Origin of the sequence: Exiguobacterium sp., assembly GCF_020832205.1 — a bacterium.
In the GTDB taxonomy this organism is placed as follows: Bacteria; Bacillota; Bacilli; order Exiguobacteriales; family Exiguobacteriaceae; genus Exiguobacterium.
The window spans coordinates 1-21,697 of record NZ_JAFIFD010000031.1 but is presented as its reverse complement, the minus strand read 5'-3'; the positions used below and the strand labels follow the sequence as shown (position 1 = coordinate 21,697).

At 52.5% G+C, this 21,697-nt stretch carries 25 protein-coding genes; 19 read left to right on the top strand and 6 right to left on the bottom strand.

Annotated features, from left to right (window positions below; genetic code table 11):
- Positions 1-29: 29 nt before the first annotated feature.
- Positions 30-563, bottom strand: a complete 534-nt coding sequence (locus JJU47_RS07275) for an HD domain-containing protein (protein WP_024369933.1) — start codon at positions 561-563, stop codon at positions 30-32.
- Between the two features lie 221 nt (positions 564-784).
- On the opposite strand from JJU47_RS07275, the gene JJU47_RS07270 reads away from it, so the two are divergent.
- The 4 genes from JJU47_RS07270 to JJU47_RS07255 all read left to right on the top strand — a co-directional run bounded on the left by JJU47_RS07270 (position 785) and on the right by JJU47_RS07255 (position 3,631).
- Positions 785-922 carry a hypothetical protein gene (locus JJU47_RS07270; RefSeq protein WP_228617693.1) on the top strand — a complete coding sequence of 46 codons (138 nt, stop codon included), beginning with the start codon at positions 785-787 and terminating at the stop codon, positions 920-922.
- Between the two features lie 172 nt (positions 923-1,094).
- Positions 1,095-1,493, top strand: a complete 399-nt coding sequence (spxA, locus tag JJU47_RS07265) for a transcriptional regulator SpxA (RefSeq protein ID WP_015881217.1) — start codon at positions 1,095-1,097, stop codon at positions 1,491-1,493.
- Between the two features lie 180 nt (positions 1,494-1,673).
- Complete coding sequence (gene mecA, locus JJU47_RS07260) at positions 1,674-2,330, top strand: adaptor protein MecA (protein WP_228617691.1); 657 nt, start codon at positions 1,674-1,676, stop codon at positions 2,328-2,330.
- Positions 2,331-2,476: 146 nt separating this feature from the next.
- The gene (locus JJU47_RS07255; RefSeq protein WP_300997578.1) at positions 2,477-3,631 is read left to right on the top strand and encodes a DUF2254 domain-containing protein; all 1,155 of its coding nucleotides are present in this window, start codon (positions 2,477-2,479) and stop codon (positions 3,629-3,631) included.
- Between the two features lie 34 nt (positions 3,632-3,665).
- Here JJU47_RS07255 and JJU47_RS07250 read toward each other — a convergent pair whose 3' ends face one another.
- A complete protein-coding gene (locus tag JJU47_RS07250) occupies positions 3,666-4,388 on the bottom strand; it encodes an SDR family NAD(P)-dependent oxidoreductase (RefSeq protein ID WP_228617686.1) in 723 nt (240 codons plus the stop codon).
- Positions 4,389-4,471: 83 nt separating this feature from the next.
- Here JJU47_RS07250 and cls point away from each other — a divergent pair, with 83 nt between their 5' ends.
- From cls to pepF, 3 genes are read left to right on the top strand one after another with little or no spacing between them, the layout of a single operon-like run.
- Positions 4,472-5,983, top strand: a complete 1,512-nt coding sequence (gene cls, locus JJU47_RS07245; protein ID WP_228617683.1) for a cardiolipin synthase — start codon at positions 4,472-4,474, stop codon at positions 5,981-5,983.
- A 12-nt stretch (positions 5,984-5,995) separates the two neighbouring features.
- A complete protein-coding gene (locus JJU47_RS07240; protein WP_228617681.1) occupies positions 5,996-7,057 on the top strand; it encodes a competence protein CoiA in 1,062 nt (353 codons plus the stop codon).
- Between the two features lie 17 nt (positions 7,058-7,074).
- A complete protein-coding gene (gene pepF / locus JJU47_RS07235; RefSeq protein WP_228617678.1) occupies positions 7,075-8,877 on the top strand; it encodes an oligoendopeptidase F in 1,803 nt (600 codons plus the stop codon).
- 227 nt (positions 8,878-9,104) lie between these two features.
- Here the strand turns inward: pepF and JJU47_RS07230 are convergent, their stop codons facing one another.
- Complete coding sequence (locus JJU47_RS07230; RefSeq protein ID WP_228617676.1) at positions 9,105-9,755, bottom strand: DsbA family protein; 651 nt, start codon at positions 9,753-9,755, stop codon at positions 9,105-9,107.
- A 207-nt stretch (positions 9,756-9,962) separates the two neighbouring features.
- Positions 9,963-10,544, bottom strand: a complete 582-nt coding sequence (locus JJU47_RS07225) for a CYTH domain-containing protein (RefSeq protein ID WP_228617674.1) — start codon at positions 10,542-10,544, stop codon at positions 9,963-9,965.
- 108 nt (positions 10,545-10,652) lie between these two features.
- Between JJU47_RS07225 and yjbM the strand changes: the two genes are divergently transcribed.
- From yjbM to JJU47_RS07210, 3 genes are read left to right on the top strand one after another with little or no spacing between them, the layout of a single operon-like run.
- Positions 10,653-11,297, top strand: a complete 645-nt coding sequence (gene yjbM, locus JJU47_RS07220) for a GTP diphosphokinase (protein ID WP_228617671.1) — start codon at positions 10,653-10,655, stop codon at positions 11,295-11,297.
- A 12-nt stretch (positions 11,298-11,309) separates the two neighbouring features.
- On the top strand, positions 11,310-12,107 hold the full coding sequence (locus tag JJU47_RS07215) for an NAD kinase (protein ID WP_228617668.1): 798 nt from the start codon (positions 11,310-11,312) through the stop codon (positions 12,105-12,107).
- Positions 12,108-12,110: 3 nt separating this feature from the next.
- Positions 12,111-12,980 carry an RluA family pseudouridine synthase gene (locus tag JJU47_RS07210; RefSeq protein WP_228617666.1) on the top strand — a complete coding sequence of 290 codons (870 nt, stop codon included), beginning with the start codon at positions 12,111-12,113 and terminating at the stop codon, positions 12,978-12,980.
- A 38-nt stretch (positions 12,981-13,018) separates the two neighbouring features.
- Here JJU47_RS07210 and JJU47_RS07205 read toward each other — a convergent pair whose 3' ends face one another.
- Positions 13,019-14,185, bottom strand: coding sequence for an FtsW/RodA/SpoVE family cell cycle protein (locus tag JJU47_RS07205; RefSeq protein WP_228617663.1), 1,167 nt, complete (start codon positions 14,183-14,185; stop codon positions 13,019-13,021).
- Positions 14,186-14,333: 148 nt separating this feature from the next.
- On the opposite strand from JJU47_RS07205, the gene fabI reads away from it, so the two are divergent.
- Together fabI and JJU47_RS07195 are read left to right on the top strand one after the other, a co-directional pair.
- Positions 14,334-15,107, top strand: coding sequence for an enoyl-ACP reductase FabI (fabI, locus tag JJU47_RS07200; RefSeq protein WP_228617661.1), 774 nt, complete (start codon positions 14,334-14,336; stop codon positions 15,105-15,107).
- Between the two features lie 84 nt (positions 15,108-15,191).
- Positions 15,192-15,380, top strand: a complete 189-nt coding sequence (locus JJU47_RS07195; RefSeq protein WP_228617659.1) for a hypothetical protein — start codon at positions 15,192-15,194, stop codon at positions 15,378-15,380.
- A 2-nt stretch (positions 15,381-15,382) separates the two neighbouring features.
- On the opposite strand, the gene JJU47_RS07190 is transcribed toward JJU47_RS07195, so the two are convergent.
- Positions 15,383-15,892, bottom strand: a complete 510-nt coding sequence (locus JJU47_RS07190; protein ID WP_228617655.1) for a YjcG family protein — start codon at positions 15,890-15,892, stop codon at positions 15,383-15,385.
- A gap of 176 nt (positions 15,893-16,068) precedes the next feature.
- On the opposite strand from JJU47_RS07190, the gene JJU47_RS07185 reads away from it, so the two are divergent.
- From JJU47_RS07185 to JJU47_RS07155, 7 genes are all read left to right on the top strand, one after another.
- Positions 16,069-16,614: a phosphatidylglycerophosphatase A family protein gene (locus tag JJU47_RS07185; protein WP_228617652.1), complete on the top strand. Its 546-nt coding sequence runs from the start codon at positions 16,069-16,071 to the stop codon at positions 16,612-16,614.
- The gene (locus JJU47_RS07180; protein ID WP_228617650.1) at positions 16,614-17,201 is read left to right on the top strand and encodes a phosphatase PAP2 family protein; all 588 of its coding nucleotides are present in this window, start codon (positions 16,614-16,616) and stop codon (positions 17,199-17,201) included. Before JJU47_RS07185 ends, JJU47_RS07180 begins: the two co-directional genes overlap by 1 nt.
- Positions 17,198-17,728, top strand: coding sequence for a hypothetical protein (locus JJU47_RS07175; protein WP_228617647.1), 531 nt, complete (start codon positions 17,198-17,200; stop codon positions 17,726-17,728). Before JJU47_RS07180 ends, JJU47_RS07175 begins: the two co-directional genes overlap by 4 nt.
- Complete coding sequence (locus JJU47_RS07170; RefSeq protein ID WP_228617645.1) at positions 17,725-17,922, top strand: hypothetical protein; 198 nt, start codon at positions 17,725-17,727, stop codon at positions 17,920-17,922. The genes JJU47_RS07175 and JJU47_RS07170 overlap by 4 nt, the downstream gene beginning before the upstream one ends.
- Positions 17,923-18,070: 148 nt before the next feature.
- Complete coding sequence (locus JJU47_RS07165) at positions 18,071-20,089, top strand: BglG family transcription antiterminator (protein ID WP_228617643.1); 2,019 nt, start codon at positions 18,071-18,073, stop codon at positions 20,087-20,089.
- Positions 20,090-20,092: 3 nt separating this feature from the next.
- Positions 20,093-20,359, top strand: coding sequence for a PTS sugar transporter subunit IIB (locus JJU47_RS07160; protein WP_228617641.1), 267 nt, complete (start codon positions 20,093-20,095; stop codon positions 20,357-20,359).
- A 34-nt stretch (positions 20,360-20,393) separates the two neighbouring features.
- On the top strand, positions 20,394-21,656 hold the full coding sequence (locus JJU47_RS07155) for a PTS ascorbate transporter subunit IIC (protein WP_228617639.1): 1,263 nt from the start codon (positions 20,394-20,396) through the stop codon (positions 21,654-21,656).
- Positions 21,657-21,697 lie beyond the last annotated feature (41 nt).

The window sequence follows — 21,697 nt, the reverse complement described above, 5'->3', positions numbered from 1 at the left end:
AAAAAAACACTGCCGGAAGTCCGGAAGTGTCAGGCGTTGGAGATGCGCGGCAAGTTCGAGAGCCGGTCGACAATCGAATCGATGATCCGAACGCGGGCGAGCGCGTCCTCGATGTCCATCGTCTCATAGTGATGGAGTCCGCCCGGTTGTTCGACGAACGTGTCGGCGTCGTGGACGAGTTGTTGGAGCGGGGTGCGTTGGATTCGGCTAGGCGGCAAGTAAGAGTCCGTGTGAAGTAAAATCATGACGGAGATCTCTTTTGCCCGCGCCGGGTCTTCCCCGAGACGAATCAACAGTTTATGGGCCCGTTCGGCTCCTTTGATCGCGTGAATGTCGTTTTGACGGTACAAATCATAATTCCACTTGCCTTCGGTATACCACTCGTAATGACCGATGTCGTGAAGCAAGGCGGCTTTCGTCGCCAAATCCGTGTCGAGTCCTCGTCGTGTCGCCAATTCGAGAGCGCGCTCACAGACGTCGACGGCGTGTTTTAAGCCGGATCTTGTTAAATATTTCTGGGTGACCGGGTGCTGCATAATTGTTTCTAAAGTGATTCTCATCATCGCTCTCCTCCTTGGTGATTTCAAAGGTTATTTCTATTAACTATACGGGAATCGAGAAAGAAAAGCAAATTTGTAACGTGGGAAATGATGAAAAAATTGAAGAATGTGCAACATTTTTCAAATGAATATGCTATAATTTAATTGTAGATTTAGTGCAAGTTTAAGATTTTCAGATTCAGTAATGGTCGTGCTGTTGCTTCAGGCAGTGGGGGTGAGAGACCATGAAAGAGCGTGACAAAGTATTGCAACGGAAAAAGAAACTGTTGAAAGAAGTACTCAAGAAAAAGTTGAAAGACTTACAAGTGAAGCCTGGTAAAGAAACGGTGTCACAACCGGTTTCTCGGGTACCGGCTTCCTAGTCGATCAAGGTCGCATCCGTGCGGATGCGTCCTCTTTTCTTACCTCAATGAGAAAGAATATCATTGATGTTTTAATAAATAAGAATTATTATAATTAAGTGGACGAGTTTTTGGGTATACAAGAAGAGTCACTAAAAAAGAAGTACGAACATTTGATCAGGGAGGAACGAACATGGTCACATTATATACGTCCCCGAGCTGCACATCGTGTCGCAAAGCACGGGCTTGGCTCGAAGAACATGACATCCCATTTACGGAACGGAATATATTTTCAGAGCCGCTCTCACTCAATGAGATCAAACAAATACTACGTATGACAGAAGACGGGACCGATGAAATCATTTCGACCCGCTCAAAAGTTTTCTCGAAAATTGATGTTTCTGTCGACGCGCTCTCGCTCCAGCAACTGTACGATTTGATTCAAGAATATCCTGGACTTTTACGTCGTCCGATCTTAATTGACGAAAAACGTCTCCAAGTCGGATATAACGAGGATGAGATTCGTCGGTTCTTGCCGCGTAAAGTTCGGACGTTCCAACTACAGGAAGCGCAACGGCTTGTCAACGAATGAGAAAGCACGCTGTCTAAGCAGTGTGCTTTTTATTATCCCGTTTTTCCGATAAAATAAGAGTAACAACCCCATCATCTGAAGATTGACACATGTAAAAGAGGGTACTATGATAACAAGACAATTTCCCCTCTCCTCCTTAACAATCGTAGTAGGAGTGAGGTGAGAAGGGAGTGGACAATCGTGAAAATTGAGCGCATCAATGACAACACCGTCAAATTTTTCATCACCTATGTCGATATCGAGAAACGCGGTTTCGCCCGGGATGAAATCTGGTACAACCGTGAACGTGGTGAGCAGCTGTTCTGGCAAATGATGGACGAAGCGCATGAACGAGAAGACATCTCGTTTGATGGTCCACTATGGATACAAGTACAAGCTTTTGAAAAAGGACTCGAAGTGACCGTCACGATCGCTAAAAATGTGATCGACGCGGAAGATGATTCCGAACTCGGTTCGCTTTTACGTTCGGCCATCGACGATGCACGCGAACAACAAAACGTCTTGGATCAATTGAGTGAACTTGATGAACTTGAAGCCGAGCCGGAGGCGTGGGCTCCGCTCGCGATGGACACTGACGATTTCGAATCGATCATCGCCCTCAGCAAACGGGCCGGTGATACGTTAAACAACGTCACGTTGAAACTATTCCATTACGATAATCGCTACTATTTATGGGTCGATTTCCCGGACGAGATGGAGCCGGAAGAGGAAGAAAACGTCCTCAGCCTGCTCGCAGAATACTTGTCGTTCAGTACGCAAACGCTCGCGATGCTCGAGGAGTACGGCAAACTTATTCTCGACGGAGATGTATTCGCGAAAGTACGTCACTATTTTTAAACCCCCAATCGCCTGTTCAAGTGGACAGGCGGTTTTTTACTATTCGATACATAATGAAGAGGTGACCTGATGCTAAAGCGGATTCAATTGATGTTATCAGACAGTGCATGGTTCGTCCCGTTCTTATACGGGTTCGGGGGGGCGTTTTGACGTTTCTCACGCAATCCTTTGGTGGCTTTTTCCGAGAACTGTTGCCGGAAGCGTTCTACTTAGAGAAAGATTCGGCGGCGAACGTGCTGTCCTCGTCGTTCACAAGTTTGATGACGATGATGACGTTCAGCTTCTCGACGATCCTCGTTGTCTTGACGACGTATTCGTCCCAGTTCTCGCCACGGACGGTCAACAATTTTTTGACGAACGCAGCAGCGAAGCATACGCTCGGATTGTTCATCATGACGACCGTCTACGGCATATCGAACTTGTTTTTAATCCGGACGGCCGATGATGATTCGGTGCTCGCCTCGGGGGTGAGCGTCCTCCTCGTCATCGGTTCGATTTGGGCGTTCGTCAAGTTCATCCAGACGATCAGCGTTTCGATCCAAGCGGAGCGGTTGCTGTCGGCGTTGCATCGAGAAGCGCTCTCGGTCATCAAAAGCCAACGCAAGGCGGTCGAATGCGACGAAGTGAGCATCGTGCCGACGCGTTCCGTCCATGCGTTCGAAGGGCAGGCCGTCTATGCCTCGCGCACCGGTTACATCCAACTGTTCGCGAGCGAGAAACAAGAAGATCGGACATCTAGTTTTGAGTCGGTCGTCGCCGTCGGGGATTTCGTTGCGAAAGGGGATCTGCTCGGCTATTGGGTCGGTGAGGAAGCGGATGACGTGGAACTGTTTCAAATCGGAGAAGTCCGTTCGTCGATCCAAGATCCGGCGTTCGTCATCGAGAAGCTGAGTGAGATTGCGCTAAAAGGTGTCTCGCCGGGAATCAACGACCCGAATACGGCCATCCATGCCATCCATTACATCGGCGACATTTTACGCGAGCTGAGCCGAATGCCAGAAGGCGACTTCGTGTTCTCAAACGGGAAGAGCGATTGGCATGCAAAACGTAAACCGCTCGACGCCACGTTGTTCCAAGCGTTCGCTCCTATCAAAACGTACGCGAGCCACGACATTTTCGTCATGGCCTCCGTATTCGAAGCGATCCGGATCGCCCGTCTCGAAGCCCATCCGTCATCGTTTCAGGCGTTCGAAGAAATCATCGACTATTTTGATGACGTCATCGACTGGGGCGATCTGCACGAGCGAGAACGCGCGTATTTACAGAATCAGCTCATGCGGTCCAAAAAAGTAAACGCATGAAACAAGCAGGCGAGCGTTCGCCTGCTTGTTTGTGTCACGAAAGACTATATCCGCCGTCGACTGTGATGGCTTGGCCGTTCAAGTAGCTCGACCCATCGGTCAACAAAAACGTGACGACCGGGGCGACTTCTTCCGGTTTGGCGGCATTGCCCCGGAAATGATGGGTCATCGCTTCATTGAACTTCGCCTCGCCGCCGTACAGTTTATGGCTGAGCGGCGTGTCGACAGGACCGAAACAGACGGCGTTGAAGCGGACTTTGCCTTTCAGCCGATGGGCGAACGTCTTCGTCAAAGCGATGACGGCCGCTTTAGAGGCAGCGTATGGACCGAGCATCGGCGGAAATTTGACGTGACCGACGATGGCAGCGTTGTTGACGACGCTCGCTCCTGTCGAACAGAGCGGCAGCGCCCGCTGAATGATCCGGTTCGTCGCTTTCACGTTCAAGTCGAACACGTCGTCAAACGCCGAAGCCGGTAGCCGTTCCGGTGTCCCGGGACGGCCGAACGTGGCAGCGTTGTTGAACAAGCCGTCTAGCGTGATGTTCCGGTCTTTCAATCCGTCCATCAGCGACTCGACTTCGTCCGGATCGGATAAATCACATTTCAAAAACGTGATGCGTGGTGAGGCGGCCGCGATTTCTTCCCCTCGTGCCTCGTCCCGTCCTACACCGAACACGTCATGTCCGTCCTCCGCTAAGCGCAAGGCGACAGCGCGTCCGATGCCGCTCGTCGCCCCGGTAATGAGAAAAGTACCCATATTTTTTCCGCTCCCCTCTAAATAATGGCGTTACGTTGTATAATTAATGATAATACATGACAGAAACGAGGTCAGTTTATAATATGTTGCGACGCATACAAGTACTCTTATCCCTTATTTTGCTCGCAGGACTCATTGCCGTATTATCATATTACTGGAGCTCGCAAGTGATCGGCTTGTTCTCGATTTTAGTCTTTTTGACGACGTTCAGTATTTTGCTCGTCATCATGCTCGAGAACCGTAACCCGCAGCGGACGCTCATTTGGGCAATCGTCATGATCGGTTTTCCGGTCGTCGGCTTGTTCGCCTATTTCGTATTCGGGCAGAACTATCGCCGCAAGCGCATGTTCTCGGAAAAGGCGATGCTCGATGAAGAGACGTACCTCGCTTACCGGCAAAAAGCGATGACGCTCTCTCCGTCCCTCATGTTCACACATGACGATTATGAGAAGCTTATGCATTTGACGTCATCACTTAATCAGTTGCCCGTTTCTTCGAACACGTACACACAAATCTTGACGAACGGTGAACAGAAGTTCTCGAAGCTGTTGCCGGCGCTGAAAGGGGCGACACGCCATATTCACCTCGAGTACTATATTTTCCGGGAAGACCGTATTTCTCGGGAAATCCAGCGAATTTTGATCGACAAGGCACGAGCGGGCATCGAAGTGAGGTTCTTATACGATGCAGTCGGCTCGATTCATACGAGCGGCGCGTTCTTCGATGAAATGCGCCAAGCGGGCGTCCATGTGCAAGCGTTCTTTCCGGTCATCTTGCCGCTCGTCTCGAGCAAGACGAACTATCGAAACCATCGTAAAATTGTCGTCATTGACGGGACAGAGGCGTTCACCGGTGGGTTGAACGTCGGGGATGAGTATTTAGGGGAGCACTCGAAATTTGGTTTCTGGCGTGACACGCATCTGTACGTCAGAGGAGAAGGCGTGTCGGAGTTACAGCTCATCTTTTTGCAAGACTGGTACTACATGACCGGGGAACGGCTGTTCACGCCGTTTTATCTCGAGCCACTTGAAACGGTCAGAAGTGCGAGCGGCGGCGTGCAAATCGTCGCGAGCGGCCCGGATGAGCCGTATGAGACGATGAAATCGATTTACTTCGCATTGATCAATGCCGCGAAGAAGTCGGTATACATCTCTTCGCCTTATCTCATCCCCGATGAAGATATCATGAGCGCGCTCAAGACGGCATCGCTATCCGGCATCGATGTCCGTATCGTACTGCCGAGTTACCCGGACCATAAAATTGTCTTTTATGCGAGTCGTTCCTATTTCGAGGAGTTACTCAGTGCCGGGGTCAAAATTTATTTATACGAGGAAGGGTTCATGCATTCAAAAGTCATCGTCGTCGACGATGGGCTCGCGACGATCGGGACGGCGAACATGGACTTTCGGAGCTTTCACTTGAATTTTGAAGTGAACGCGCTTCTCTATAATACGAATTCGGTCCATCAGCTGAAACAAGACTTGTATAAAGATTTCGAAGGGTCACACGAACTAGACTTGGCTGTTTTTTCAGAACGGCCATTTCTCATCAAAGTGATCGAGTCGTTGGCTCGAATGTTCTCACCATTATTATGAGGGGGAAGCGATATGCGATGTGCAATCGGTCGGACAGGGGAGTATGTAGACACCCGGATCGCGAACCGGAGGCAACTCGAAGCGCTTGCCCCTTTTTCGTGCCCGGACTGTCATGAACGCGTCATCTTGAAGGAAGGAGTGAAACGTCGTCTCCATTTCGCCCACGTCCATTCATGCGGACGTGGAGAATCGGCCGCTCACCAACAGGATAAATGGAACGTCAGGCAGTGGTTGCAACAACGGGGCTATGATGTCGACCAAGAAGTGACCGTCGGCGGGAGGCGGGCCGATTTGGTGGCGTCAAAGGATGGCGAGACGTTCATCGTCGAAGTGCAGGCCTCCCCGCTCGATGCAGAGACGTACCGACAACGGACAACGCATTACACGGCTGCGGGCTTTTCAGTCGTCTGGCTCGCGAGCGGGATGAGTCCGGACCCGATGCCTGCGTTCTCACCATGGATGCGGGCCGAGTTGGCGCGGAACGAGGCGCTCTTCGTTCCGGCGGGTGGGAAGCTTTACCGGTTCGTCGGCTGCCCGACTACGCTTCGGAGAGGGCAAGGCAACTGGGTCCCGGCAGACGATTTTAACACGTCACCGTTCGAGGCGTATTATCGGTTTGACGCACATCGCTGGACGCAACGCGTACGCCGGAGTCGGGTCACACCGCCTTATCCGTCTGCCGTGTATCGGCGCTTGGTGCTCGAGCGGCTCTATCCGATCGGGATGTTGCCATCGTTACTGCCGACGTGTTGCTATTTGCCGCTCCCGGCGCTCTGGGGAATTCACATTCACCCATTCGATTATCAAGTCGTCTTATACTTGAATCGGCGTTCGTTCCCGAACGACTCGGTCCGGTGGAGTATCGAGAAGACGAGTCTCCAGTTCGGTGTGACCCCGACAAGCGACTTTATTGAAGGGTTTGAAGTACAATGGAAACAACTCTTGAACGTGTTCGATCTGTCGCCTGACGTGAAAGGGTGGCCCGTGCCGAGGACACTCGAGGCGGCGCTTCAAAGCGATTTTCGATTGTTTCAAGGGTTTCAGCGATTTATGGCGAAATCGTATACAAACTGAGAAAAGGAAGTGGACATATGTCAGAAGTACTTACACGACAACAAGTGCCCGTCGAGGAGACGTGGAGCTTAGAGACGATCTATGCCGACGATCAAGCTTGGGAACAGGATTTTGAAGCGCTCAAAGCGAACGTACCGGCTCTCATGGAGTACAAAGGGAAGCTCGGAGAATCGGCCGACACGCTCTACGCCGCGCTCAGCCTGCGAGACGACCTCTCGCGGCAACTGCATAAACTTTATACATACGCCCACATGCGTTACGACGAGGATACGGCGAACAGCCATTACCAAGCGTTGAACGATCGCGCGGGGACGCTGGCGGCCCAAATTTCGGCGCAACTCGCTTTCATGACGCCAGAACTGCTCGCCATCGAGGAAAGCCAAATCGAGGCGTTCATGAACGAACACGATGACCTCCGCGTCTATCGGCACGCGTTCGATGAGTTGGCCCAAGAGCGCCCACACGTCTTGACAGAAGCTGAAGAAGCGCTGCTCGCTCAAGCGGGAGACGTGCTCGGACAATCGAGCTCGACGTTCGGCATGCTCAACAACGCCGATTTGAAATTCCCGAAAGTGAAGAACGAGGCAGGGGAAGACGTCGAACTGACACACGGCCGCTACATCACATTTTTGGAGTCGAGCGACCGCGATGTGCGGGAGACGGCGTTCAAGGCGATGTACGGCACGTATAAAGACTATTTGAACACGTTCGCCTCGACGCTGTCGGGAAGTGTGAAAAAAGATAACTTCTACGCGACGGTCCGGAAATTTGAAAATGCCCGTCAAGCGGCACTCCATCACAATTCGATCCCCGAATCGGTATACGACGGTCTCGTCGAAGCGGTGAATGAACGGCTCGACCTGTTGCACCGTTACGTCGCGCTCCGGAAACGGGCGCTCGGAGTCGACGCGTTGCATATGTACGACTTGTATACGCCGCTCGTCAAAGACGTGGAGATGAAAATCTCATATGAAGAAGCGAAACAGCTGATGGTCGATGGGCTTGCCCCACTCGGTGACGAGTACGTTCAAATCGTCAAGGATGGGCTCGACTCGCGATGGGTCGACGTCCGGGAAACGCGAGGGAAGCGTAGCGGCGCCTACTCGTCCGGCGCATATGACACGCAACCGTTCATCTTGATGAACTGGCAAGACAACGTCAACAACTTGTTCACGCTCGCTCATGAGTTCGGGCATTCCGTGCACAGCCATTACACACGGGCGACACAACCGTATCCGTATGGAGACTACTCGATCTTCGTGGCCGAAGTCGCTTCGACGACGAACGAGGCGCTCTTGAACGATTACTTGTTGAAGACGCGTACGGACAAGGCCGAGCGCCTGTACCTTCTCAACAATCAGCTTGAAACGTTCCGAGGCACCTTGTTCCGCCAAACGATGTTTGCCGAGTTCGAGCATATGATTCACCGGGCGGCCCAAGATGGCGTCTCGCTCACGCCAGAATATTTGAACGAGACATATTTGGAACTGAACAAACGTTATTTCGGCGACGACATTGTCATCGACGAAGAAATCGCATATGAGTGGGCCCGCATTCCGCACTTCTACTACAACTATTACGTGTACCAGTACGCGACGGGCATCTCGGCTTCAGCTGCCTTGTCCCAGCAGATCATGGAAGAAGGAGAGCCGGCCGTTCGCCGTTATATCGATCAGTTCTTGAAAGCGGGATCAAGCGATTATCCGATCGAAGTGTTGAAAGCGGCCGGAGTCGATATGACGACAAAAGCCCCTGTTCTAGCGGCGTTGGATCAATTCGAATCTGTCCTCGATGAGATGGAGGCGCTCCTGTTCTCATAATCGTCACGCTACGTGAACATTATGTGACAAAGTGAACAAACAGCTTGTCAATGAAGGCGTTGCTCGGTATATTATAAGTGTGAAATCAATCACAAACCCCTTTATTGACCGTAAACTTTCTCCCGTCTCGACACCTTCCCCGGGTGTTGAGATCGACGCCTCTTGTCCCCGCTTGAGACGTCAAAAAACCCACGGCTCCCCGGCCGTGGGCTTTTTTTCGTTTCGTCTTACTTTTTCGTCGCCCACGCTTGTCCGCTGCACCCTGGTACGGGGCGGCAACGTTGCTGGAGCGACAACTTTTTCAGTTCTCGTTCGATGACCGGCTTCTCGAGTTCTAAAATGAACGCAAGTTCGGTAATCGTCGAGGCGTCATAATGGCTGAGCACTTTTTCAACGTTCCAATCGGTTTCACGATTCGGGACGTAGCCAAGCAGTTCGGCCATGACGGCTTGATAGACGTCGTAAGGATAGACGCCTTCGATTTTCAGCGCTTCGTCACGTGTGACGAATGTGAGCGCCGGCAACGTCTCGATTTCCCAGTCTTTTAAAATCTGGTGGTCGACGGCGAGGGCGCTTAACAGTTGGTTGGACTGAATGTCAGCCGCCAGCTCATCGATGTCGAGACCATATCCGGAAAACGAACGAGCGATTTCCCATAAATCAGCGTCGTGCGTCGTTTTGTTCAAAAAGATGTCGTTAATATGCAAGTGACGCAAAAAGCGCATCGCATGACGTTTCCCTTGTAATTCCATAGCCTTGATCATCGTGAGAAGGCGAACCTCTTCTTGACATCCGCCAACACAACTTGGAACTGTCGAGACCATCCGAAAACGAATCAAATGACCGTATTCGAGCTCGAGCTTTTTAATGAGTGTCATCACGTGAAGTCCATCCGGGTCCGATATATCCACGAAATAGAATAGCTCTAATGGTTTATATGTGACTTGGATAGCAGTTTCTTCCAGTGAACAGGATGACTCATTACATTGTTCAAGTTCCATTGTGTCGCCTCCTCTCGTAAACAGAATCAAATATATCGTATGCTCATTGTAGCAACGACAAAAAAAGGTTGGCAATGTATCTGCTCAACCTTCACTCCGGCCCATCTTTTCTTCCATGAACCGAACAATTTTATTTTTGGCGGGACGCAGCGGGATGCCGTGTTCGGCGAGGAGGCGCAGGAAGGCGATCCGGCCGGCTGTCTCGTTCGTCACTTCAAATTCTATTTCATAGTCACGAATCTCCAAATAATTACTTTCGTCAAGGACGAGCAACCCTTCTGCCGTCTCGATTTCGGCCCGTTTCGTCTCGAGGCGTCCGAGGTGTTCGAGCGGACCGGTCAGATGGAAGGGGGCGAGTGCTTCTTTCATCTGCTCATCGTGGACGATCCCGTACTTGAATAAATTTTCGGCCTCCTCGTCCGTGAGCGGAGCGTGCGTCTCAAGCAGTCCGACGTCGTGTGGTTGTTTGAGCGTCAAGACGAGACCGGTTTTCTTCTCGCGGATGCGTAAAGCCGCACCATGGTTGCGCAGTTCAAACGTCGGCGTATCGAAATAGTCGTTCGCTTGCCATTTCACTTCGTCTGCGAGTTGATAAGCGTCGAGCAACGTCTCGTACTCGTCTTTCGTCAACATCGATTTAAATTCAATTTCCACTTCTTGGGTCATTTGTCGTCGCTCCATTCTATGAACAATTGTTGGTTTATGATACCATACTATCGGATACATACGGAAAAAAGCACGAATTTCCGAAACGAACGAAAGTGGTGACAGCCTATGCAATCAATGGATTGGGATCAATTTTTAGTACCGTATCAAATCGCGGTCGACGAGCTGAAAGTGAAGTTCAAAGCGATTCGGAAGCAATATAACTCACAAAACGATCACTCTCCGATCGAGTTCGTCACGGGACGCGTCAAACCTCTCGGCAGCATCCTTGAGAAAGCGAAGCGGAAACAAATCGCATACGACAACTTGGCGACCGAGATGCAGGACATCGCAGGTCTGCGCATCATGTGCCAGTTCGTCGACGACATCGTCCACGTCCTCGAACTGCTCCACCATCGGACAGACTTTAAAATCGTTGAAGAGCGCAACTACATCACGAATCAAAAAGAGTCGGGGTATCGCTCGTACCACATCATCATTGAATACCCGGTCCAGACGATTCATGGGGAGTTCCCGACGCTCGTTGAAGTGCAAGTGCGAACACTCGCCATGAACTTTTGGGCGACGATCGAACACTCGCTTAATTATAAATACGATGGGGACATGCCGAAAGAAGTGCAGGAACGGCTTCGCCGTGCCGCCGAAGCGGCTTTCTTGCTCGATGCCGAAATGAGTCAGCTCCGAGTCGAGATCCAAGACGCACAGCAAGTGTTCCGGGATAAAGAAATGAACGTCCAAACGGACCAAGACTAGGGGGCAGAGAGTATGCAGTTTGCGATTGTGGCAAGGGGAGACGCGCGTTCGGCTGACATCGCGCGTGAGTTGACGGACAAGTTGACGGCAGCAGGACATTCTGTGTCGAACGAACCGCGCATCGTCGTGTCGGTCGGCGGGGACGGGACGATGTTGCAAGCGTTCCACGAATACGTCGACCGCTTGGAAGATGTGCTTCTCGTCGGCATCCATACGGGACATCTCGGCTTTTATGCCGACTGGCAACCGGACGAGCTCGATGAACTGACCGATATGATCACGAGCGAATCGTTCGAGCCGGTCTCGTACCCGCTCGTCGAGGTGCTCATCGATTATGAGGACGGGACGACCGAACGCCAGCTCGCCATGAACGAGTGCACGATTAAAAACTATAAGCGGACGCTCGTCTGCGATTTGTCGATTCGAGACGACTATTTCGAGACGTTCCGGGGGGACGGGTTGTGCATCTCGACACCTTCAGGGTCGACCGCTTACAACAAGGCGCTCGGCGGGGCCATCGTCCATCCGTCGATCGAGGCGATTCAAGTGACGGAGATGGCGTCGATCAACAACCTCGTCTATCGGACGATCGGGTCGCCGCTGCTCTTGCCAAAACACCACCAAGTGAAGATTGCGCCGCACACGAAAACGGAGTTTGAATTGGCGTTTGACCACCAAGAAGCGTTGTCATGGTCGAACGTCCGCTCAATTCGTTGTGCGGTCGCGAAAGAAAAAGTGACGTTCGCCCGTTTCCGCCCGTTCCCGTTTTGGAGACGAGTGCGCGAGTCGTTCATTGAAGAAGGGAAATAACCGATGTACGGATTTACGCTACATCGCGTCGCGGAGACGAACGTCCCGCTGCGCGATTTTTTAATGACAGACTGTGGCATCTCCCGGAAAATGTTGACCCAAGTGAAGCATGGCGGTCTCATCCTCGTCAACGGGGAACCGCGGACCGTCCGTTATGATGTATCGCCAGGCGATGCGGTGACGGTCCATTTCCCGGTCGAACACCCCGCGGCGACGATGGTCCGCTCGACACGTCCGCTCACCGTGCTGTATGAAGACGACTATTTGCTCGCCGTCGATAAACCGCCCGGCATCGCGACGATCCCGTCGCGCCTCCACCCGGACGATACGCTCGCGAACGCCGTGCTCGGATATTATGAACAGATCGGTTTATCGTCGGCCATTCATGTGATCAACCGGCTCGACCGCGATACGTCCGGCGTCGTCTTGTTCGCGAAGTACGCGTACGTCCATCATCGTTTCAGTGAGCTTCAGAAAAAGGGCGGATTGACACGGACGTATGTCGCGCTCGCCGAAGGCGCCGTCGAGCCGCAAACGATTGACGCGCCGATCGGTCGAGCCGAGCATTCCATCATGGAACGGGTCGTCACCGAAGCAGGGCAACACGCCGTCACCCACGTTCGAGCAGCCGTCGTGCACGGGGGTGTCTCAGCACTGACGATCCAGCTCGAAACGGGACGAACCCATCAAATCCGTGTGCATATGCGTCATATCGGTCATCCGCTGCTTGGAGACACGATGTACGGGGGCACACCGGTCATCGATCGTCACGCCCTGCACAGCGCGTCAGCGACGTTTTCGCACCCGTTGACGAAAGAAACGCTCACCGTTCAAGCGTCGCTCCCGCAAGATTTCATCGACATCACCGGTTAACAAAACAGCCCCGGCTCGAATGAGCCGGGGCTTGTTGTTTAATCATCATCGAACATATACGTTTTCGACTTCGAGGCGACGTTCATGACGAGGCCGACGGCAATCATGTTCATAAGCAACGATGTCCCGCCGTAACTGACGAACGGGAGCGGAAGTCCCGTGATCGGGAGGACTCCAATCGTCATCCCGATGTTTTGGAACACTTGGAACGTGAACATGGCGACGATCCCAGTGACGATATAACTTCCGAACGGACTGCTCGATTCGAGCGCGATATGAATCATGCGATACAAGAACAAGAAGAAGACGATGATCACGATCGCAGCCCCGATGAAACCGTAGTGCTCGGCGATGACGGCGAAGATGAAGTCGGTCTGGGACTCGGGCAAGTAGACGAGTCCTTGGCCGTATCCGGCACCGAACATTTGACCAGAGCCGATCGCTTGGAGCGACTTGATGAGCTGGAACGCGAGGTCATCCGAATACTCGTACGGATAAATCCAGGCTTGGAAACGGTTCAAGGCGTGTCCTGGGAAAATTTTAGCCAGCGTCTCAAATTGGAAGAAAAACAAATACATGAATCCGCCGATGGCTAGCCCGGCGGCACTGAACAGGCCGAGGAGCCATTTCCAGCCGATCCCGGAAACGATGATAACCGCCCCGAGCATCGTGATCAACACGAGACCGATCCCAAGGTCCGGTTGGGTCACGATGAGCCCAAGCGGTGGGAGCGTCACGAGAACGAGCTTCACGAGCAGCCACGTGTCGAGCTGTGACGTGCCGAACCGCTTGTTATGGTCATAGATGATCGTCGACATCGTGATCAACAAGAACAGTTTCATGAATTCAGCCGGCTGGAAGCTGAAGCCCGGCAAGTTATACCAGCCGTACGCGCCGTTAATGTTCGGAACGAGCGTCGTATCGCGGAGCGGGATGAGCCCGCCGAGTAAAATCAGGCCGAGCGCATATAAATACCAATGGATCTTCCGAAGCTGCTCGTATTCGATCGTCATGACGACGAGCATCGCCACGAAGCCGATGACGTACCAGGTTGCCTGTTGGAAAGCGAAGTTGATCCCTTGCAGACGGACCGGAAGCATCGGTTGTGCCGTGTAAATTGCGCCGAGACTGATGATCATCAATAGAAAAACGATTGTCAAAAGCGTCGCGTCTAAGCTTTTAAAATATGATTGAATGCGGTTCATGAGGAGTCGTGTCACCCTTTCTATACGTATTTTATCTTACAATAACCAAAAAAAATCGCAATACGTTCCGAGTCGGTTGACAAAACAGACACCATTCTGTAATCTAATAACAGATGTTATCACCAGGTACTAAAAAGGGGAGTTTACGATGTCAATCTATCCAACGTTAACGAATAAGACGTATGTCGTCATGGGGATCGCCAATAAACGTTCAATCGCCTGGGCGATTGCGAAGACGCTTGATGAGGCGGGTGCGAAGCTCGTTCTCACATATGCGGCCGAACGGTTCAAATCCGGTCTCGAATCGCTCGCAGCTGAATTGAACGGAGAAGCACTGTTGCTTGAATGCGATGTCACGAACGACGAAGCGATCGAAGCGACGTTCCGGACGATCCACGAGCAGGCCGGGACGATTCAAGGGATCGCCCACTCAATCGCGTTCGCCGACAAAGAAGCGTTACGCGGTGAGTTTTCGGAGATGACGCGCGGTCAGTTCGCTCAGGCGCTCGATATTTCGGCGTACAGCTTGACGGCGGTCGTCAAGGCGGCGAAGCCTTATTTCGCAGAAGATGCTTCAGTCATCACGCTCACTTACCTCGGTGGCGAACGAGTCGTCCCGAACTATAACTTGATGGGTGTCGCGAAAGCCGCGCTCGATTCGAGCGTCAAATACTTGGCGAACGAGTATGGCCCGCATGGCGTTCGGGTCAATGCGATTTCAGCGGGACCGATCCGTACGCTCTCGGCCAAAGGCGTCGGTGACTTTAACAGCATCTTGTCTGAGCTCGAGCAAAAGGCACCGCTCCGACGCAACGTCTCGGCAGAAGAGGTCGCCTCGACCGGCTTGTTCTTGTTGTCTAGCATGGGCAGCGGTGTGACGGGAGAAATCATTCACGTCGACAGCGGCTACCATATTTTATAAGTTTGGTAAAGGGCGCATTAAAGCGCTCTTTTTTGTATTATCGTGAAACGGTTTCGGGTAAGGACTTGTGAGGGAGGGGAAGTCATGGGTCCTTATCAGATTGATTTCACGGTCGTCCAATACGGGAATCGCCAAGTCCAACCAACTGAACGGGCAAACATCGAACCAGTGACACGCATTAAGCGGGTCCAACGGATTCGGCCTCGGCAAGACGAATGGTTAGAAGCAGAACAACAGAAAAGCCCCGGTCGATTCGTCGACCGGAGCGTTTAATATTATCCGCGGAACCGGAACGTCTCATAGACGTTCCACGTTTCGTTTTCAAGCTCGTACATGACGGCCATCCGGGTGATCGTTTCCTCGAAATGGACTTGTTCCATCCGCATCCGTTCGAGCACGTCGAACAGCTCGGCATCGGCAAGGTCTTGTCCGATCGTAATATGCGGGAGGAATTCGTATTTCGGCGGTTGGTCAAGCACGCCTTCGTGCAACTTTTGTTGCAACGCCGCCAGCTCACGGGTCGGCAACACTTTTAAGTAAAGAACGTTGTTTGTCGGCGCGAACGCACGGACGCCATCAATCTTCAGTTGGATCGGTTTCGTCGCGTCGGCGACTTGTTGTAAATACTCGAGCACTTTTGGCAAGTCGGCTTCGTCCACTTCGGTCCGCTCTTTGATAGTCACGTGTGGTGATATCAAGGCGTACTTCGTATCGTACCGCTTACGGTACGAGTTGGCGAAGTCTTGAACTTGTTTTGATGGAAATAAGACTACCCCAATCTTCATTCCAGTTCCCCCTTTAATAGTGGTCTTCTCATTTATGATGAACGATTTAAGAAGGGAAGTCAAAGCGGGCTTAGTCTTTTTTTCAATTTTTCAGTATAATGGAATCAAGTACGGTGAGAGCGTGAACCGCTCTCGATACGAAAGGATGTGTAGCGGGACCAGCGCCCGCGCAAACTATGAAAAATGTACCACACTCACGAGACGTCAGAGAGGCCGCCCGGGCCCGTTTGCTTGAGCGCGGCGTATCCATCGAATCGATCGGTGAAATCGTCTATCAAATGCAAGCCCCATACTCGCCCCATTTATCGCTAAAAGATTGCATGGACTCGGTCGAGGCCGTGCTTGAAAAGCGTGAGCTCCAACACGCTATCCTCGTCGGCTCGGAGCTCGACATGTTAGCGGAGCGCGGACAATTGTCGGAGCCGCTCCTATCGATTGTCGCCTCGGACGAAGGACTGTTCGGGGTCGATGAGACGATTGCCATCGGAGCCGTCAACACGTACGGTTCGATCGCCGTCACGACGTTCGGTTACTTAGATAAAGCGAAAATCGGGATCATCAAACAGCTCGATACGAAGATGGAGGACGGTCAAGTCCATACGTTCATGGACGACCTCGTCGGCGCCATCGCCGCGAACGCCTCAGGCCGTCTCGCGCATCGGTTGCGGGACATGACCGACTTCGGTGAAGAAGAGATGCGGGAACGAAAAGGATTGTATTGATGAACGACCGAGCGAAGATGCTGACAATCGCCGGGACGATGGGCTACGCTCTCGTCTCGGTGATTGTCGTTTTAGGAGCGGCCATCCCGATCGATGACTTCATCTATGAGGCGGTCGCACCGTTGTCCGGACCGACGTTCGCCTATATTACAGAACTCGGCAGCGTCCGCGTACTGATCGGGCTTTCATTCGTCGGGATGTTGTATTGGTTATGGAACGGCGAGAAAAGCGAGGCGTTCCGGTTGCCGCTCGTCGTCATCGGGACGCTCATATTGACACAAGGGCTGAAGCTCGTCTATGGGATTGAACGTCCGCTTATCGATGCGGCGCTTGACGCCACGACGTACAGTTTCCCGAGCGGACACGCCTCGGGATCGCTCGCCCTTTATGGATTGTTCGCGTTTACGATGTATCGCAACGACAGATCGATGTGGGGGATCGGGCTCGTCCTGTCCCTTGTCGTCCTCGTCTCATTCAGTCGGGTCATTTTAAACGTCCATTATTTCAGTGACGTCCTCGGAGGATGGCTTGTCGCGGTCGTCGTCATCGCCGCCTCGGAGTGGTGGTTAGGGAGGAAACGTAATTGATACTTATAGCAGAAGTTGAACACTGGTTGTTCATGGACCGCCACGCAGCGGATTTGGCTGACGTGCCCACGATTTTAGTAGAGAAAGATCAAACCGGAGCCCGGTCGTTCGCTCCGATGCGGACGTTGTTCCAATTGAAGAAGTGGACGGCAGCCGAACGGTTCATTCCGTTATTGTCATGCGACGAAACGGATTATAAAGCGTACGAAGTGTTCCATGTCGACGCGTTGCCGCCTTATGCGTTGCTTCAAGGGGGACGCGTCTTGTTGGAGCGTAATCAAGCGGACGCCGAGTACGAGGCGGCACTCGTACAGGCCGGTGCGACGACGGACGAAGAAGCCGTCGCCTTCGCGGTCCGTTATTTACAGCATAAGCTCGGAGACGACGTCATGTTGGCCGGCAACGGCAAGGTTCCGGACGTCGCCCGCGTTCCGGGTGATTTATATATCGACGGGAACGTCGTCAAAACGGGCGAGCGGTTGTTCGCTTGGGCGAATGCGCAGAATGAGAGGGGGAACCTGACATGAACGAATGGGAACAACGCATGCGCGCGTTGCTCGACGGTTCCGTCGAGGAGCTCACGGTTCCGAAAGAAGATTTTTTGACCGTGCGTTCGATGTTGATTGAAAAAGAATGGTTGTTTCAAGTCGTCGGAGAGGCAAAGCATGGTGGTGTGACGATTTATCGTCGCAACGAAGCCAGCCCGATGACAGAAGCGTGATGGTGGCGAGGGGACAGAAGTCCCCTCGCTTTTTTGCATGTACCCTTCAGACAGAATTTTTGGACGAACGACCCGAAAATCCTGTCGTAAACGCTTACATTTTTGTTCGCTCCGTATCGTATACTAAAGGTGTAGGAGGCCTCTACCCATGTTACTAAACGAAAAAAGCAAACGGATCTTCCAAGTTCTCATGCATGAGAACAACGTGACGTTGCAGCTGCTGACCGTCATGTTGCCTTATTCGAAACGGACCATCGAATACGAATTGGAGCGGATTCAAGAATGGTTGCGCGGCAATGACCTTCCTCCGCTCGTCATCGAGAAGACATCGATTCAACTTCGTGATGACCCGCGCATCGTCGAACAGATCGAACGCGCCGATCTCGTCTTTTCGGAGGAAGAACGGGAATTGTTGATCGTATTTTATACGTTGACGAGCCGTGACTTCTTATCGGCCGTCCATTATCAACAGTTACTCGACGTATCCAAGTTTACCGTCCAGGAAAGTTTGAATGCAGTGAAGAAAAGCGCGGCTCATTTCGGTCTCGATTTTGCCTATACGCGGCGACTCGGGTACCACTTTAACGGTCATCCCCAGACGTTGGCGCTTTACATGTATCGAGCCGTCGAACGGATGATGGAGTTATCGACGAAAGAACGTCTCGTCAGCGCGGTCATCGCAGAGTGGCGAGATGAACTCGGACGGTTGCAAGAACAGATCGAGTCGTACGAACAGATGCGTCAATTTCAGTTCGTGGAGAGCCACCGGGAAAAGCTCGCTTACTTCCTCTTGATCGGTCAACGTCTCTCGAGCATCGAGCCGCTCGATGAAGAGGACGTCATTTTAGCCGAAAACACGGATGAGTCGCTCCGGCAACATTTTAATCAAGTGCCACACTTGTGGGTGACGCTCGACATGCTCGTCAAGAGCGGTCCGAAAGTGGAAGAAGAGATGGAAGCGGAAGTGCAACAAAACTTGGCGGCAGCGATGATGGAAGTGATCGAACGGTTCGAGACGTTGAGCTGTACGTTCATCATCGAACGGGAAGCGCTGTGCGAGAAGCTCGTCCTTCATTCGAAAGCGACGATGCAACGCGTATACACCGGCCTGGAGGCACCGAGAGAGTTGGAACGGTACGTGATGAAAGAGCACCAAGTATTGAACGTTCTCGTGGAACGGTCACTCGACCCGTTCCGTCAACGGTTCGGCAAAGACGTCCCTAAAATCGAAGTGATGTATTATACCCTTCACTTCGCAGCCCACCTTCATCGGCAAGGGCAACACCTCGATGAGAAGATGAAGGCGGTCGTCGTCTGTCCGAGCGGGGTCAGCGTGTCTCATATGCTCGATCACATTTTGAAAAACCAGTTTCCGGAGTTCATTTTTTTGCCGCCGATTTCACAGCGGGACGTTGAACGGTTCGTCCCGCTCGTCGACATCGTCTTCACGACCGTGCCATTGCCTCGCGAGATACAGCGGTTGGCCCACGTGATGCTCGTCCCGACATTGCCGACACGGATCGAACAAGTCGCCTTGAAGCAAGAAGTCGGTCAACGTTTCTTCAACCGCATCTCAGACGAGCCCATCCAAGTGGAAGACGTCATGGATATCGTGAAAAAATATGCGAACGTCACGAACGAAAGGCAATTGAAGCAAGCGTTGCGGATGTTGCTCAATCCGAATAAACACCTGATGAGGTCAGAGGGGGAACAACCAGTGTTGAATGAATTGATCACGCACGACCAGGTCCAACTGCTCGAACGGGTGGACGATTGGAAACAGGCGATTCGGGTCGCCGCTCAACCACTCGAGACGAACGGATCGATTGAAGCGAGATATGTCGAGACGATGATCGAGAACGTCGAGCAGCATGGTCCGTATGTCGTCTTGATGCCTGACGTGGCCATCCCGCACGCAAGACCGGAAGACGGGGTCCGCCAACTCGGCATGAGCGTCTTGAAGCTCGAAGAACCGGTCGTCTTTCCGTCTGACAAGTCGGTCCGTCTCTTCTTCGTCCTTGCGGCCATCGATCAGACGACCCATTTAAAAGCGTTGGCGCAACTGACAGAGCTGCTCAGTAACGGTCCCGATTTAACAGAAGTCATGCACGCTGAATCGATTGAACAAATGTTACAAGTCATCACTAAATATTCTGAGGAGGAATAAATCATGAAAAAGATTTTAGTTGTATGTGGAAACGGGTTAGGGTCGAGTTTCATCATGGAGTTGAACGTGAAAAAAGCGCTCGATCAGATGGGGAAAGAAGCGGAAGTGTCGCACACGGACATCGCTACGGCTCGAACGGAACCGGCTGACATCTATCTCGGCGCACAAGACATCATCACGACGCTAGATGACGGGACACGGACGATCGTCGCACTCGAGAACGTGATGGATATCGAACAAATCAAAGCCGAGTTGAGCGACAAGCTCTGACGTACAATTTCGGGACAGGGAGGGGGAATAACGTATGCTTGATTTGATTATGCGGGACATATTGGGAACACCAGCGATCTTGGTCGGTCTGTTCGCGTTGATCGGTCTCATGCTTCAAAAGAAAGACGTCGCGTCCGTCGTTTCGGGGACGTTGAAGACGATTATGGGATTCGTCATCATCGGAGCAGGGGCTGGTGTCATCATTGCGGCGCTCGACATCTTTGGTCGGATGTTCGACGAAGCGTTCAGTATTCGCGGTGTCATTCCGAACAACGAAGCCATCGTCGCCGTCGCTCAAGACGCGTTCGGCGTTGAGACGGCGATGATCATGGTATTCGGGATGATCATGAACATCGTCTTGGCCAGATTCACCCCGTTCAAATATATTTTCTTGACGGGTCACCACACGCTCTTCATGGCGAGTCTGCTCGCTGCGATTCTTTCGGTATCAGGATTGGACGGTGTCGTCCTCGTCGCGGTCGGTTCGGTGTTGCTCGGACTGTGTATGGTTCTCTTCCCGGCGCTACTTCAACCGTTCGTGCGTCAAATCACGGGGTCGGATGATTTCGCGGTCGGACATTTCGGGTCGCTTGGTTACTTCGTTTCCGGAACGATCGGGAAATATGCCGGGAACAAAGAACATTCGACTGAACAGATCAAAGTACCGAAGCAACTCGGCTTCCTTCGAGATACGTCTGTCGCCGTCTCATTGACGATGACGCTCTTGTTCATCGTCGTCGCCCTGTTCGCGGGTCCGGCCTTTATTGAGAGTGAGTTGTCGGGCGGGTCGAACTATATCGTCTTCTCGGTCATTCAAGCGATCACGTTCGCGGCCGGTGTTTACATCGTCCTCGCAGGTGTCCGCATGTTGATCGCGGAGATCGTCCCGGCGTTCAAAGGGATTGCCGACAAGATGGTGCCGAACGCGAAACCGGCGCTCGACTGCCCGACCGTCTTCCCGTTCGCTCCGAACGCCGTCATCATCGGCTTCTTGGCGAGCTTTACGGCCGGATTGATCGCCATGTTCTTCTTACCGCTCTTCGGTCTTGCGGTCATCGTGCCAGGGCTTGTGCCTCACTTCTTCACGGGAGCGACGGCCGGCGTGTTCGGAAATGCGACCGGGGGACGGCGGGGTGCCTTGCTCGGAGCGTTTGCGAACGGATTGTTGATCAGTTTCTTGCCGGCGTTGCTGTTGCCGCTTCTTGGCAATCTCGGTTTCGAGAGTACGACGTTCGGAGACTCCGATTTCGCGCTCGTCGGGATTTTGATCAGGTGGATCGTCTCGTTGTTCACGTGATGCCACAATCACAGAAAAAGCCGTCTCCTTTATCGGGAGCC